The sequence below is a fragment of the Streptococcus sp. FSL K6-1323 genome (genome assembly GCF_038630745.1).
GTDB lineage: Bacteria > Bacillota > Bacilli > Lactobacillales > Streptococcaceae > Streptococcus > Streptococcus salivarius_D.
The window spans coordinates 1,841,851-1,856,545 of sequence record NZ_CP152039.1 but is presented as its reverse complement, the minus strand read 5'-3'; the positions used below and the strand labels follow the sequence as shown (position 1 = coordinate 1,856,545).

Genomic DNA, 14,695 nt, shown 5'->3' with positions numbered 1-14,695 from the left:
TAAAAATACCATAATATACTTAATATAATGAATAGTAGAATAATAAATAATTTTCAGACAATTGTTTGCAATTTCTAGGTTAAGTGTGCTATAATGATAGGGCTAGTAGGTCTTGACGCAGAAGATTAGTACAAGGCTTGATATTATTATGATTACAATAGAAAGTGAAGACAATAAATATGGCAAATTTGCTGGCTAAAACACGTAAAATTACATCTATCTTGCAACGCTCAGTAGATAGCTTGGAAGGAGATCTTCCATACAACAACATGGCTGCTCAATTGGCGGATATCATTGATTGTAACGCTGCTATCGTTAATGGTGGTGGTGCTCTTCTTGGTTTTGCCATGAAGTACAAAACCAACACTGATCGTGTGGAAGAGTTTTTTGAAGCCAAACAACTTCCAGAAGAATACACACGTGGTATCAGCCGTGTTTATGACACTCAAGAAAACATTGGTATTGACAGTGACTTGACCATTTTCCCTGTGGAGTCAAAAGATGACTTCCCAGATGGTTTGACTACAATTGCACCTATCTATGGTGGTGGTATGCGTCTTGGTTCTTTCATCATTTGGCGTAACGATCATGACTTTGTAGATGAAGATCTTATCTTGGTTGAAATTGCCTCTACAGTAGTTGGGTTGCAGTTGTTGAACCTTCAAACAGAGAACTTGGAAGAAACAATTCGTAAACAAACAGCTATTAACATGGCTATTAATACCTTGTCTTACTCAGAAATCAAGGCAGTTTCAGCTATCTTGAATGAGTTGGACGGTTTGGAAGGTCGCTTGACAGCGTCTGTTATCGCTGACCGTATTGGAATTACACGTTCAGTTATCGTTAATGCCCTTCGTAAGTTGGAATCAGCTGGTATTATTGAGAGCCGTTCACTCGGTATGAAAGGGACTTATCTTAAAGTCCTTAACGAAGGTATCTACGATAAATTGAAAGAATACGAATAAGAAGAATACTGAAAGAAAGTGAGGTAGGAGGAGCCTGCCCCACTTTTTTTAAAGGAGAAAGTATTATGACAAAGGCATTGATATCAATTGATTACTCTTATGATTTTGTGGCAGATGATGGGAAGTTGACGGCTGGAAAGCCTGCCCAAGCCATTGAAGATCGCATTGCTCAGGTAACTCAAGAAGCCTATGACAATGGGGACTATATCTTCGTTGCTATGGACCGACATGATGAAGGAGATACCTTCCATCCTGAAACCAAGCTCTTTCCACCGCACAATATTGCAGGGACGTCTGGGCGAGAACTTTATGGTAAGTTAGCTGGTGTATATGATGCTATTAAGGATGATAATCGTGTCTTTTGGATGGATAAGCGACACTACTCAGCCTTTTCGGGAACGGATTTAGATATTCGTTTGCGTGAGCGTCGTGTGACGACAGTTGTTTTGACAGGAGTTTTAACGGATATTTGTGTCCTACATACAGCCATTGATGCCTATAATTTGGGCTATGATATTGAGGTTGTAGCGAGTGCAACAGCTTCCTTGACGCCTGAAGCTCATGACTTTGCTATCGGGCATTTTAAGAATGTTCTTGGAGCAACAATTGTGGAGTAAGAAGATTTATGATTGAGAGTGGGAATCTGGCCTACTCTCGCTTCTTGTCTAAAATCATAGGATAGTATCAGTTTTTCGTAGTTTACTATAAGAAAACGATTCCAGATTAGTATATACTATTACTGAAATATTCTTGAATCATAAAGAGGTAGAACAATGACTAAAAAAATGACTTTTCCTGACGGATTTTTGTGGGGTGGAGCGACAGCAGCCAATCAATGTGAGGGTGCCTTTGATGCTGATGGACGTGGTTTAGCCAATGTTGACGTGGTGCCAATTGGCGAGGACCGTCTTTCAATTATCACTGGACGTCGTAAGATGTTTGATTTTGAGGACGGCTATTTCTATCCAGCTAAGGAAAGTATCGACATGTACCATCGTTACAAGGAAGATATTGCTCTCTTTGGTGAAATGGGCTTTAAGACCTATCGTCTTTCTATTGCTTGGTCACGTATTTTTCCTAAGGGGGATGAGGCTGAGCCAAATGAAGCTGGGCTTGCCTTTTACGAGGACCTCTTCAAAGAATGTCACAAGCATGGCATTGAACCTTTGGTGACAATCACACACTTTGATTGTCCAATGCACTTGATTACCGAGTATGGTGGTTGGCGTAACCGTAAGATGCTTGGCTTCTATGAAAATCTTTGCCGTACCCTTTTCACACGTTATAAAGGTTTGGTGAAGTACTGGCTTACATTCAATGAAATCAATATGATTCTCCATGCACCATTTATGGGAGCAGGACTCTGCTTTGAAGAGGGTGAGAATGAGGAACAGGTTAAATACCAAGCAGCTCACCATGAGTTGGTAGCTTCAGCTATGGCGACCAAGTTGGCCCATGAGATTGACCCTGAAAATAAGGTTGGTTGTATGTTGGCAGCAGGTCAATATTATCCAAATACAGCCCACCCACGTGACTACTGGGCAGCCATGCAAGAAGATCGTAGTAGTTATTTCTTTATTGATGTTCAGGCTCGTGGAGAGTATCCAAATTATGCTAAGAAGCAGTGGGAACGTGATGGCATTGAGATTGAGATGACTGAAGAAGATTTGGCCCTTCTTAAAGAGCATACTGTAGATTTTATCTCCTTCTCTTACTATGCAAGTCGTGTGGCTTCAGGTGATCCAGAAGTTAATGAAAAGACAGCAGGAAATATCTTTGCCTCTATTAAAAATCCATATTTGGAAGCTTCAGAATGGGGTTGGCAAATTGACCCACTAGGTCTTCGTATTACCCTTAACGTTATTTGGGATCGTTACCAAAAACCGATGTTTATTGTTGAAAATGGTCTTGGTGCTGTGGATACCCCAGATGAAAATGGTTATGTCGAAGATGATTATCGTATCGACTACTTGGCAGCCCACATCAAGGCCATGCGTGATGCTATCAATGAAGATGGTGTAGAGCTTTGGGGCTACACAACATGGGGCTGTATCGACCTTGTTTCTGCTGGAACTGGTGAAATGAAGAAACGTTATGGCTTCATCTATGTAGACCGTGACAACGATGGTAATGGTAGCCTTAAACGCTCTAAGAAGAAATCATTTAACTGGTATAAAGAAGTTATCGCAAGTAACGGTGCCTCTGTAGAATAGTCTATGAGTTCTCGACTAATGACATCTACGGTAAAGGTGGGGAGCAAGAGAATCTACAAGATCTGATTGATACTCTAGGGGCGAATGATTACATCCATCTTCGAGGAAATGCGGATTTACGAGACGTCTACCCACAGTATGAACTTTACGTCACCACCTCTCAGTGGGAGACCTTTGGTTTGACTCTGATGGAAGCGGTGGGAGCAGGTTTAGCTCTGGTTGGTTTTGATGCCCGTTATGGCAATCCAACCTTCATCAAAGATGGTGAGAATGGCTATCTGGTTCCTTATAGCGAGACTATGGATGAGGACCTGCTTGTTTCTCAGATGGCGGATAAAATTGTATTTGCCTTAGAGAGTGATCTTGAGTCTATGCACCAAGTCTCATACGACCTGGCAAAACAGTATTTGAAACCTGTAATTCTAGAGGCTTGGAGAAAGCTCTTGATAGCCATACGATAAGTGTTTTGAAAAAGCTCTATCTCTGTAAACTGTAGTGACAAAAAAGTTACTACAGTTTTTTTATCCTCCAAGCAAAATAGGCTAAATTATGGTAAAATAGAGGGTATTGAAAAATCATCATTTCACGAAAGGAAGCAAGATGAAAATTACGCAAGAAGAGGTAACCCACGTTGCCAATCTTTCAAAATTGAAATTCTCTCCAGAAGAGACAGCTGAGTTTGCGACAACCTTGTCTAAAATTGTCGACATGGTGGAATTGTTGGAAGAAGTGGACACAACAGGTGTTGCCCCAACAACGACCATGGCTGACCGCAAGACCGTATTGCGTCCGGATGTTGCTGAAAAAGGGACTGACCGTGACCGCTTGTTTAAAAATGTACCTGAAAAAGATAACTATTACATCAAGGTACCAGCTATCCTAGAAGATGGAGGAGATGCCTAATGTCATTCAACAATAAAACCATTGAAGAGTTGCACGACCTCCTTGTCTCTAAGGAAATTTCGGCAACGGAATTGACCCAAGCAACGCTTTACGATATCAAGGCGCGTGAAGAAGCAGTCAATGCCTTTGTGACAGTGGCAGAAGAAGTGGCTCTTGCGCAAGCCAAGGCCATTGATGAAAAGGGAATTGATGCAGATAACCTCTTGTCAGGGATTCCACTCGCTGTCAAAGACAATATCTCAACAGATGGCATCTTGACTACTGCGGCATCAAAAATGCTCTACAACTACGAGCCAATCTTTGATGCGACAGCTGTTGCCAATGCCAAAGCCAAAGATATGATTGTCATCGGGAAGACCAACATGGATGAATTTGCCATGGGTGGATCTGGAGAAACTTCTTACTATGGACCAACCAAGAATGCTTGGGACCACAGCAAGGTGCCTGGTGGATCTTCTAGTGGTTCAGCAGCTTCTGTAGCTTCAGGGCAAGTCCGTTTGTCACTTGGTTCAGATACAGGTGGTTCTATCCGTCAACCGGCTGCTTTTAACGGGATTGTTGGTCTAAAACCAACTTATGGAACTGTTTCACGTTTCGGTCTTATTGCCTTCGGTAGCTCACTCGACCAAATCGGTACTTTCTCACCAACCGTTAAGGAAAATGCCCAATTGCTCAATGTCATTGCCAGCGAAGATGCCAAGGATTCGACTTCTGCACCTGTTCGTGTAGCAGACTTTACTTCTAAGATTGGTCAAGACATCAAGGGCATGAAGATTGCCCTTCCTAAGGAATACCTTGGTGAAGGGATTGACCCAGAAGTCAAAGAAACCATCCTTAATGCGGCGAAACACTTTGAAAAATTGGGAGCAACTGTCGAAGAAGTTAGCCTGCCTCATTCTAAATACGGGGTTGCTGTTTACTACATCATCGCTTCATCTGAAGCTTCTTCAAACTTGCAACGTTTCGACGGTATTCGCTATGGTTTCCGTGCAGAAGATGCTAAAAACTTGGATGATATCTACGTGAACACTCGTAGTCAAGGCTTTGGCGATGAGGTCAAACGCCGTATCATGCTTGGTACCTTTAGTTTGTCATCTGGTTACTACGATGCTTACTACAAGAAAGCTGGTCAAGTCCGTACCCTTATTATCCAAGACTTCGAAAAAGTCTTTGCGGATTACGACCTTATCCTTGGTCCAACAGCTCCAAGCGTGGCCTTTGATTTGGATTCGCTCAACCATGATCCGGTTGCCATGTACCTGGCTGACCTCTTGACCATTCCAGTCAACTTGGCAGGTCTTCCAGGGATTTCGATTCCTGCAGGTTTTGCGCAAGGTCTTCCAGTTGGTTTGCAGTTGATTGGTCCGAAGTATTCGGAAGAAACCATCTACCAAGCTGCAACTGCCTTTGAAGCAACGACGGATTACCACAAGCAACAACCCCTTATTTTCGGAGGTGACAATTAATGAACTTTGAAACAGTCATCGGACTTGAAGTCCACGTTGAATTGAATACAAACTCAAAAATTTTCTCACCGACCTCTGCCCACTTTGGAAACGAGCAAAATGCCAATACCAATGTGATTGACTGGTCTTTCCCAGGGGTGCTTCCTGTCTTGAACAAGGGTGTTGTGGATGCTGGTATCAAGGCTGCTTTGGCGCTCAATATGGATATCCACCAGCACATGCACTTTGACCGTAAGAACTATTTCTACCCTGATAATCCAAAGGCTTACCAAATTTCGCAATTTGACGAGCCAATCGGATATAACGGTTGGATTGAAGTGCAATTGGAAGACGGCTCAACTAAGAAAATCGGGATTGAACGTGCCCACTTGGAAGAAGATGCCGGTAAGAATACGCATGGAACAGATGGCTTCTCTTACGTAGACCTTAACCGTCAAGGGGTTCCATTGATCGAAATCGTATCTGAAGCAGATATGCGTTCTCCAGAAGAAGCTTACGCCTATTTGACAGCTTTGAAAGAAGTCATCCAGTACACTGGTATTTCAGACGTCAAGATGGAAGAAGGATCTATGCGTGTGGATGCTAACATTTCCCTTCGCCCATACGGTCAAGAGGAATTTGGTACCAAGACTGAGTTGAAGAACTTGAACTCTTTCTCAAACGTCCGTAAAGGTCTTGAATACGAAGTGCAACGCCAAGCGAAAATCTTGCGTTCAGGTGGTGTCATTCGTCAAGAAACACGCCGTTACGATGAAGCCAACAAGAGCACTATTCTTATGCGTGTCAAAGAAGGAGCAGCGGATTACCGTTACTTCCCAGAACCAGACCTTCCCTTGTTTGAAATCTCAGATGAGTGGATCGAGGAAATGCGTACTGAGTTGCCAGAGTTTCCAAAAGACCGTCGTGCTCGCTATGTGACAGAGCTTGGCTTGTCTGACTATGATGCCAACCAATTGACGGCTACTAAGGTCACATCTGACTTCTTCGAAGCAGCCGTAGCCCTTGGCGGAGACGCTAAACAAGTGTCTAACTGGCTCCAAGGTGAAGTGGCTCAATTCTTGAACGCAGAAGGTAAAACGCTTGAAGAAATCAAGTTGACACCAGAAAACTTGGTAGAAATGATTGCCATCATTGAAGATGGAACCATCTCTTCTAAGATTGCCAAGAAAGTCTTCGTTCATTTGGCGAAAAACGGTGGCGGTGCGCGTGAATACGTCGAAAAAGCTGGATTGGTACAGATTTCAGACCCTGAAGTCTTGATCCCAATCATCCACCAAGTCTTTGCAGACAATGAAGCAGCCGTAGCCGACTTCAAGTCAGGTAAACGTAACGCTGACAAGGCCTTCACAGGCTTCCTCATGAAAGCAACCAAAGGCCAAGCCAACCCACAAGTAGCCCTCAAGCTACTTGCTCAAGAATTGGCTAAGTTGAAAGAAGAGTAATAGATAAACAACCAGCCGAAAGGTTGGTTTTTTCTTTGCAGGGTATACAAAAACTCCTACGAATCGACTCGTTAGGAGTTTTTGAAAAAGACTAAGTGACTTTAGAAATGAGGAAGAGCTGAAGCAACCTTCATTTCTTCAGGAACAGTGACAATAACTTGATGAGCTTTTAAATGATATTTATCAATAATCCATTGGCGAAGTGTTTCTTTAGAGACATTAGCAGTACCTCGGAATTCACGTCCATTATCATGAGCTGTCCAGTTTCCCATTTTCTTGAAATCGGTATTCTTAAGTAAGTCAGGGTATTGATCTAGCTCTTTAAGATGAACAATAGTAAAAGTGTTACCATTACGTACAATGACGTTTTTCTTCAAAGTCTTACTTAAGTACCAGAAGAGTATAGCAACAGCGCTAACTCCAACAACAAGTCCAGCAAAAGTGATTAAAAACTGTATGAAATTCATAATATTGCCTCCTTATGAGGTATAGTATACTCTTTATCTAAAGCGTTTTCAAGCAAAAGATAACTTATTACTTTCCGTAGTATTATGGAAAAAGAATGCGTTTTCATTACTATTTATGGAGTTTATAATAGAAGTATCAAAGTCAGGAGGAAAAACGATGACTACTTTTAAAGATGGATTTTTATGGGGTGGTGCTGTAGCTGCTCATCAACTTGAAGGTGGATGGCAAGAAGGTGGAAAGGGTATCAGTGTTGCTGATGTCATGACAGCTGGTCGCCATGGAGTTGCCCGTGAAATTACACCAGGTGTTTTGGAAGGTAAATATTATCCAAACCATGAGGCCATAGATTTTTACCATCGTTACAAAGGAGATATAGCGCTTTTTGCTGAAATGGGATTTAAGTGCTTCCGAACATCAATTGCTTGGACACGTATTTTCCCAAAGGGTGATGAATTAGAGCCCAATGAAGAAGGGTTGCAGTTTTATGATGATCTTTTTGATGAGTGCTTGAAGCATGGAATTGAACCTGTAATTACTTTATCCCATTTTGAGATGCCTTATCATTTGGTTACAGAATATGGTGGGTGGAAAAATCGCAAATTGATTGATTTCTTTGTTCGCTTTGCAGAAGTCGTATTCAAACGTTATAAAGATAAAGTTAAATACTGGATGACCTTCAATGAAATCAATAATCAGGCCAATTACCAGGAAGATTTTGCACCATTTACGAACTCAGGTATTGTATACGAGGAAGGTGACGACCGAGAAGCTATTATGTATCAAGCAGCACACTATGAGTTAGTAGCCTCTGCTCGAGCAGTAAAAATTGGCCATGAAATCAATCCAGATTTTCAAATTGGTTGTATGATTGCGATGTGTCCTATTTATCCTGCAACTTGTAATCCTAAAGACATTTTAATGGCCATGAAGGCTATGCAAAAACGTTATTACTTTACTGACGTACATGTTTTTGGTAAATATCCTGAACACATTCTCAAGTATTGGGAACGTAAAGGAATCTCAGTTGACTTTACAGAGCAAGATAAAGAGGATTTACTTGGAGGCACGGTAGACTATATTGGATTTAGTTACTATATGTCTTTTGCTATCGATTCTCATCGTGAGAATAATCCTTATTTCGATTATCTTGAAACAGAAGATTTAGTCAAAAATAATTATGTTCAGGCATCTGAGTGGGAGTGGCAAATTGACCCAGAGGGATTACGTTATGCATTAAACTGGTTTACAGATCATTATCATTTGCCACTATTTATTGTTGAAAATGGTTTCGGTGCTATAGACCAAGTTGAATCAGATGGCATGGTTCATGATGATTATCGAATTGATTATCTAGGTGCTCATATTCGTGAAATGAAAAAAGCTGTAGTTGAAGATGGTGTTGATTTAATGGGATATACACCTTGGGGCTGTATAGACCTGGTTTCAGCTGGTACCGGTGAGATGAGGAAACGTTACGGATTTATCTATGTGGATAAAGATGACGATGGACAAGGAAGTTATGAACGCTCACCGAAAAAATCATTTAATTGGTATAAAGAAGTTATTGCATCTAATGGTGCAACGGTAGAATAAAACTAAGAAGCTGGGGAATTCCCAGCTTCTTTAGTAAACATAGGAGAATAAATATGATTGGTAGCATTGCAGCAATTTTAACAACATTTGCCTTTTTGCCGCAAGTTGTGCGTGTAGTAAAAACAAAAGATACTGAATCGATTGCCTTAGGGATGTATGTTATGCAGGTTATTGGCATTGCTTTGTGGCTTGCTCATGGTCTTCATATTGGTGACTTACCTTTGATTTTGGCTAATAGTGTTTCGTTCTTGCTATCTGGGATTATTTTGATTTATAAATTGAAGTACAAATAATTATTTTCCGTATCGTTGAGGAAAAATCAGCAATGGTAATTGTAAGCGTTTTACTTTATAATTAAAATGTAAATAAGAAATAACCCAATCAGGTATCAATTTGATGGGATTAGATTAAAGGAGAAAATCTTATGGCAAAAGCGTTGATTATTTGTGCGGCAGGAATGTCTTCATCACTCATGGCGAAGAAAACAACGGAGTTTTTAAAGGGGAAAGGTCAGGATATTGAGGTTGACGCTATTAGTGCTACTGAAGGCGGAAAAGCTATTGCAGCATCAGAGTTTGATTTGTACCTTGTAAGTCCTCAAACAAAAATGTATTTTAAACAGTTTGAAGAAGCAGGTGCTAAAGTCGGAAAACCAGTTGTTCAAATTCCACCTCAAGCCTATATTCCAATCCCAATGGGAATTGAAAAAATGGCTAATTTGATTGTAGAAAATATCTAATCTTCATTAAAGAAATAGTGCAAAAAATAGGTATTAGTTAATATTATCTATTAGCTAAATTATAAATGATTCATAATATGACTTATGCTCAATAAAAAGAATTTAAGGTGTGAAAATATCCTATAATAGAAGGTGAGAATATCATTTTTAGGAGGATATGAGAGTGTCAAATACTAGAGAAAAAGGCATCCTTCAATTCTTGTTAAAGCACAGGGAACGTTATGTTACAAGTAAGGAACTTGCTAAATACTTGTCCTGTTCGGATAGAACTGTACGTAATCACTTGAAATCAATTGATCAAACCTTAAACCTTCAAGGTGTTAGCTTAGTGTCAAAACAAGGACAAGGCTATCGACTAATTTTTGAAAGTCAAGAAGTTTGCCAAACCTTTCGTCTAATCTATGAATTAGGCAACGATTATAGTACAAAAACGTCTATGTCTCAAGGTGATGATCGTCTAGCCTTCATTTTAAATAAGCTCTTGTTTGAACAGGTTCCGGTTCTTTTTGATGATTTAGTTGAGGAGCTATATGTTAGTCGATCAACTTTATGTAATGATTTTAAAAAGATTCGCCAGATGCTAGCTGACTACAGCCTAACTATAGAAAGTAGAGCGAATAAAGGTGTCTACGTTTCTGGTGAAGAACGAGACAAACGTCGCTTTATTATGAGTTATTTCTTGGAGAACCAGTTTTTTAAAGCACTACACTCTTATGTGAAGTCAAATTTTTTTGACCAAAATCTTCCATTAGAGGAATTGGCAAAGATTGTTTTAGAAGAATGTCAGGAAGCTAATCTGAAGTTATCGGATTTTGTTTTACAAAATTTAGTTGTTCATATAGCTTTAGCAATAGGCCGTATCAAGTCTGGTTTTGAAATTAGTAACTTAGATTGTCAGATGGCAGTTAACGACATCGAACGTCGGGTTGCTAAGAAGATTCTTTCAAGAGTTAGTAAGGTAACCAATCAAGAATTTCCAGTTCAAGAAATCGATTATATTACCTTACATCTGTTAGCTAAAAGTCAGTTACCCCAAAACAACCAAACAGAGTTTTCTAAAGAGGCACTGAGAGACTCGTTGGTCCAAAGTTTTGAAACCTTAGGGTTAGACGATATATACCACTTTTCCTCAGATTTTCAACTTGTTGAGAGTCTTATAACCCATTTGATGACCTTACAGGTACGTTTAGCCAGTCATATTGATCTTAGTAATCCATTGGTAGATGAGGTTAAACAGAATTATAGTGATGTATTCTTCATGACCAAGGAAATTCTTGCAAATATGGAAGCTTTTTCACAGGCTACTATATCTGACGATGAAATAGTTTATGTCTGTCTTCATTTCTTAGCTGCTATCGAACGTCGAAAAGAAAACCATAAATTTTCAGTATTGGCGATTTGTGCGACAGGATTTGGGGCTGCTCAAATGCTTAAAAATCGTCTTGAATCTGAGCTTGGGAATCGTATAGAGGTGGTTGATGTCATAGGTTACTATGAGTTGAACCAAGAAAAAATAGACGGTATTGATTTTATTGTATCGGCTGTTGATTTATCAAACCTTTACTTTCAGATACCAGTTTTTACAGTGAGTGTTTTTCTTAAAACCGAAGAAATATCTCAGATCCGTCAGGCTATGGACCAGATGCAAGTTTCGAGAATTGGAAATCGTTCAGAAGTAGCTCGGATTAAAGACGATAATTTTAAACAATACTTTAGTCAAGATAACTTCTTTGTATGGATGAAATGTGATAAAACACGACTATTGGAAGAAATGGTTGAAGGTCTATCTGTCGGTGAATCGGATGATTTCAAACAATCTTTACTTTACGAAATTAAACAGCGTGAGGAATTAAGTTCTGTCGTCTTTTCTGAAAAAATTGCGGTTCCACATCCCATTAGGCCTTTGGGGAAAGAAGTTAAAGTATCAGTTGCTATCTGTCAAGAACCTATATCTTGGGATAATCAAAGTTCACATATTCAACTTGTTTTTCTTTTATCACCATCATTATATGGTAATGATGGGTTGAAGGATGTGACGAAGAAAATAGTTTCCTTAACAGAAAATGATGACTTACAAAAGCAATTAATCAATTGCAAGGATTTTGAAGATTTTATTACAATATTTGAAAAAATAACATAGGAGGTTCATATGAATCAAGAAGAACTACAGGTTGCAGCCTTTGAAATTATTCTTCATTCAGGTACTGCTAGAACAGAAATTCATGAAGCGTTTGCCGATATGCGAGAAGGTCGTTTTGACGAAGCAGAAGCTAAGTTAGAACATTCAAATGAAGAAATTTTAGAAGCACACCATGCACAAACAAAACTTTTGCAAGACTATGCAAGTGGTGTAGAAATTAAGATTGAAATTATCATGGTCCATGCTCAAGACCATTTAATGACTACAATGACTCTATTGGAAGTGGCAAAAGAAATGCTGGTTCTTCATAGAAAGGTTGGTTAAGCATATATAGTTAAACAAGGAGGAAGACAATGACAAAAAAAGAACAACTAGAAATCGAGCGTCAACGTCGGGAGACAGCATTAAAAAATACTTTCTTTAATCGCTACCTTCTTCTACGTTATACAATAGCACTCTTCTTTTTTGGCAATATTTATTGGCTTTTGAATCAATTTATTCGTCCTTCTTTTGTTATTGTTCTCCCTATCACACTAATTGTATTAGCGATTTTGGCTACTGTTGAGCAGTTTCGATTGTATGGCAAGCGTGATGAACGTTTGAAGGTGACTCAGATGTTTATCCGCTCACAGGCAGTTATTCAGATGGGACTACTTGTTCTAACTTGGACGAGCTTGTTCACAACTCTTTTCCCAATTTTTGAAAATAATCAAGCTGCACGTTTCTTCGTTTTCGTTATTCTTTTACTAGGTTTTGGCCTATGCTTGTTAAATCTTAAAAGAATTCAAGAAATATATGAACGTAAAGATAAGGCTTATCAACGCTTTATCCAGTTAGAAAAGAGTTCTGTGACCTTATAACATCTTTTAAAAGGATTGCTATTGAAATAAATATAAAATTATTATTAAGGAGGTCCGATTATGGATCAACAAAACGGATTGTTTGGTTTCCTTGAAAATCATGTCATGGGACCAATGGGAAAACTTGCCCAGTTTAAAGTTGTACGTGCAATCACGGCAGCAGGTATGGCAGCTGTACCATTTACTATTGTAGGGTCAATGTTCTTGGTATTTAGTATTCTGCCACAAGCCTTCTCATTCTGGCCAATTGTAGCTGATATTTTCTCAGCTTCATTTGATAAGTTTACTTCTCTATACATGGTTGCTAACTATGCTACTATGGGTTCTCTCTCACTTTACTTTGTTCTCTCACTTGCTTATGAGTTAACTAAAATCTATGCAGAAGAAGAAGATCTAAATATGAATCCTCTAAACGGTGCTCTTCTTTCGCTCATGGCTTTTATCATGACAGTTCCACAAATCATTTTTGACGGTGGAATGATGAAGGCTGTAGGTAGCCTAAAAGAAGGTGCAGTCGTTGTTGACGGTTGGGCAATGGGTAATGGAGTAACTCGCTTTGGTACAACTGGTATTTTCACAGCTATTATCATGGCTATTGTGACAGTCCTTATTTATCGTACATGTGTAAAACGTAATTGGGTTATTAAAATGCCTGAAGCTGTTCCAGAAGGAGTTTCACGTGGATTTACAGCCTTGATTCCAGGATTCGTCGTTGCATTTGTAGTTATCTTTATTAATGGTGCACTCGTAGCGCTGGGAACTGACATCTTTAAAGTTATTGCTATTCCATTTGGGTTTGTTGCTAACCTAACTAACTCATGGATTGGATTAATGATTATTTATCTTTTAACTCAGCTTCTCTGGATTGTAGGGATTCATGGAGCTAATATTATCTTTGCTTTCGTTAACCCTATCGCACTTGCTAACATGGCAGAAAATGCTGCTGGTGGACACTATGCTGTAGCTGGTGAATTTTCTAACATGTTTGTTATCGCTGGTGGATCAGGTGCAACTCTTGGTTTGTGTCTCTACATTGCTTTTGCTGCCAAGTCAGAGCAACTAAAAGCGATTGGACGTGCCTCAGTTGTTCCAGCATTATTTAACATTAATGAACCATTGATTTTTGGTTTGCCAATTATCTATAATCCAGCATTAGCGATTCCATTTATCTTGGCGCCAATGGTTACAGCTACTATTTACTACTTTGTTAATGCATTGCATTTGATTAATCCTGTTATTGCACAGGTTCCATGGCCAACCCCAGTGGGAATCGGAGCTTTCTTAGGAACTGCAGATCTCCGTGCTGTCCTAGTTGCTCTTGTCTGTGCTGTTGCCGCCTTCCTTGTTTATTTCCCATTTATTCGTGTCTACGATAAGAAATTGTTGAAAGAAGAACAAGAAGCTTAATTTTTGATTAAAGATCTCAACTCTGGTTGAGGTCTTTTTTGTTATACTAGTGATATTAAATTAAGCATCTTTTAAACAGGAGAAACCCCATGAACAAATTCTTAAGATTCCTATTTATCCTTGTCATCCTTGCCATGACTGGTGCCATTATTTTTCAGCTATTCTTTCCCACCTATATGGGAAGTCATTCGGGCTACGGTATTTCGGTTGGATGGCAGAGGGAGATTGGTATTTGGAATGTGGCGGTTCTGGTCATCCTCCTTGCCGTTAACATCAAGTACGATTGGTTTTATCTGAGAGCCGTTCTGCTTGCTTTGATTCTGGGAGGCCTAGGTATTGGAACAAATCATTTCCTTAGCTATCTTCAATATCATCACTCTGTTAATGCTGTTGGAGCTTTTGAGAATTATCTTTTAGTCCTTGGCTGGATTGTCGGTTGGTGGCTGGAAAATTCTTCAAGAAAAACAGTTTAATTTTTCTGAAGTTATCGCCTGGCTGG

General features: G+C 39.5%; 15 protein-coding genes and 1 pseudogene. 15 read left to right on the top strand and 1 reads right to left on the bottom strand.

What is annotated here, in order from left to right; translation table 11 throughout:
- Nucleotides 1-179 precede the first annotated feature (179 nt).
- From codY to gatB, 7 genes and pseudogenes are all read left to right on the top strand, one after another.
- A complete protein-coding gene (gene codY, locus NST80_RS08630) occupies nt 180-965 on the top strand; it encodes a GTP-sensing pleiotropic transcriptional regulator CodY (protein WP_045772004.1) in 786 nt (261 codons plus the stop codon).
- Between the two features lie 65 nt (nt 966-1,030).
- On the top strand, nt 1,031-1,582 hold the full coding sequence (locus NST80_RS08625) for an isochorismatase family cysteine hydrolase (RefSeq protein WP_004183314.1): 552 nt from the start codon (nt 1,031-1,033) through the stop codon (nt 1,580-1,582).
- A 156-nt stretch (nt 1,583-1,738) separates the two neighbouring features.
- Nucleotides 1,739-3,178 carry a 6-phospho-beta-glucosidase gene (locus NST80_RS08620; protein ID WP_037605656.1) on the top strand — a complete coding sequence of 480 codons (1,440 nt, stop codon included), beginning with the start codon at nt 1,739-1,741 and terminating at the stop codon, nt 3,176-3,178.
- A 20-nt stretch (nt 3,179-3,198) separates the two neighbouring features.
- Nucleotides 3,199-3,639, top strand: a pseudogene (locus tag NST80_RS08615) (glycosyltransferase); the annotation flags it as partial.
- Between the two features lie 139 nt (nt 3,640-3,778).
- Nucleotides 3,779-4,081 carry an Asp-tRNA(Asn)/Glu-tRNA(Gln) amidotransferase subunit GatC gene (gene gatC, locus NST80_RS08610; RefSeq protein WP_002884769.1) on the top strand — a complete coding sequence of 101 codons (303 nt, stop codon included), beginning with the start codon at nt 3,779-3,781 and terminating at the stop codon, nt 4,079-4,081.
- Nucleotides 4,081-5,547 carry an Asp-tRNA(Asn)/Glu-tRNA(Gln) amidotransferase subunit GatA gene (gatA, locus tag NST80_RS08605; RefSeq protein ID WP_004183310.1) on the top strand — a complete coding sequence of 489 codons (1,467 nt, stop codon included), beginning with the start codon at nt 4,081-4,083 and terminating at the stop codon, nt 5,545-5,547. Before gatC ends, gatA begins: the two co-directional genes overlap by 1 nt.
- A complete protein-coding gene (gatB, locus tag NST80_RS08600) occupies nt 5,547-6,989 on the top strand; it encodes an Asp-tRNA(Asn)/Glu-tRNA(Gln) amidotransferase subunit GatB (RefSeq protein WP_004183308.1) in 1,443 nt (480 codons plus the stop codon). Before gatA ends, gatB begins: the two co-directional genes overlap by 1 nt.
- Before the next feature lie 101 nt (nt 6,990-7,090).
- Here the strand turns inward: gatB and NST80_RS08595 are convergent, their stop codons facing one another.
- Entirely contained in the window at nt 7,091-7,456 is a 366-nt protein-coding gene (locus NST80_RS08595; RefSeq protein ID WP_004183307.1) for a hypothetical protein, read from the bottom strand.
- A 157-nt stretch (nt 7,457-7,613) separates the two neighbouring features.
- Between NST80_RS08595 and NST80_RS08590 the strand changes: the two genes are divergently transcribed.
- The 8 genes from NST80_RS08590 (at nt 7,614) to NST80_RS08555 (ending at nt 14,669) form a co-directional block, all read left to right on the top strand.
- Nucleotides 7,614-9,050, top strand: a complete 1,437-nt coding sequence (locus NST80_RS08590; protein WP_045769060.1) for a 6-phospho-beta-glucosidase — start codon at nt 7,614-7,616, stop codon at nt 9,048-9,050.
- Between the two features lie 53 nt (nt 9,051-9,103).
- Nucleotides 9,104-9,343, top strand: coding sequence for a SemiSWEET transporter (locus NST80_RS08585; protein ID WP_004183305.1), 240 nt, complete (start codon nt 9,104-9,106; stop codon nt 9,341-9,343).
- Nucleotides 9,344-9,474: 131 nt separating this feature from the next.
- The gene (locus NST80_RS08580) at nt 9,475-9,789 is read left to right on the top strand and encodes a PTS cellobiose transporter subunit IIB (protein WP_003096262.1); all 315 of its coding nucleotides are present in this window, start codon (nt 9,475-9,477) and stop codon (nt 9,787-9,789) included.
- A 157-nt stretch (nt 9,790-9,946) separates the two neighbouring features.
- Nucleotides 9,947-11,929 (top strand): BglG family transcription antiterminator, encoded by a 1,983-nt coding sequence (locus NST80_RS08575; RefSeq protein WP_155213954.1) that lies wholly within the window; start codon nt 9,947-9,949, stop codon nt 11,927-11,929.
- Between the two features lie 9 nt (nt 11,930-11,938).
- Nucleotides 11,939-12,253: a PTS cellobiose transporter subunit IIA gene (locus NST80_RS08570; protein ID WP_004183301.1), complete on the top strand. Its 315-nt coding sequence runs from the start codon at nt 11,939-11,941 to the stop codon at nt 12,251-12,253.
- Between the two features lie 29 nt (nt 12,254-12,282).
- Nucleotides 12,283-12,789, top strand: a complete 507-nt coding sequence (locus NST80_RS08565; protein ID WP_004183299.1) for a hypothetical protein — start codon at nt 12,283-12,285, stop codon at nt 12,787-12,789.
- 60 nt (nt 12,790-12,849) lie between these two features.
- On the top strand, nt 12,850-14,196 hold the full coding sequence (celB, locus tag NST80_RS08560) for a PTS cellobiose transporter subunit IIC (protein WP_004183297.1): 1,347 nt from the start codon (nt 12,850-12,852) through the stop codon (nt 14,194-14,196).
- A gap of 89 nt (nt 14,197-14,285) precedes the next feature.
- Entirely contained in the window at nt 14,286-14,669 is a 384-nt protein-coding gene (locus NST80_RS08555) for a hypothetical protein (protein ID WP_004183296.1), read from the top strand.
- The last annotated feature ends 26 nt before the right edge of the window (nt 14,670-14,695 follow it).